This window comes from Achromobacter sp. GbtcB20, assembly GCF_019091095.1.
Classification (GTDB): Bacteria; Pseudomonadota; Gammaproteobacteria; order Burkholderiales; family Burkholderiaceae_B; genus Achromobacter; species Achromobacter mucicolens.
This window is the reverse complement of record NZ_JAGXJZ010000824.1, coordinates 1-242: the sequence shown is the minus strand read 5'-3', so window position 1 is coordinate 242 and position 242 is coordinate 1. Positions and strand designations below refer to the sequence as shown.

General features: G+C 69.8%; 1 pseudogene. It reads left to right on the top strand.

The window, feature by feature from the left end:
- Positions 1-242, top strand: a pseudogene (locus tag KVT32_RS31265) (TonB-dependent receptor plug domain-containing protein); the annotation flags it as partial.

Here is a 242-nt window from a genome sequence, read left to right as displayed (position 1 = left end):
CGCGGCTTCAACCTCGATCACGGCACCGATCTCGCGACCTGGGTCGACGGCATGCCGGTCAACCAGCGCAGCCACGCCCACGGCCAGGGCTGGACCGACGTCAACTTCCTGATCCCGGAACTGGTCGGCCGTCTCGACTACCGCAGGGGCCCGTACGCGGCGCCCAGCGGCGACTTTTCCGCGGCCGGCAGCGCCGAGATCAGCTACGCCTACCGCCTGGTGAAGGACCTCGCCAGCGTGAC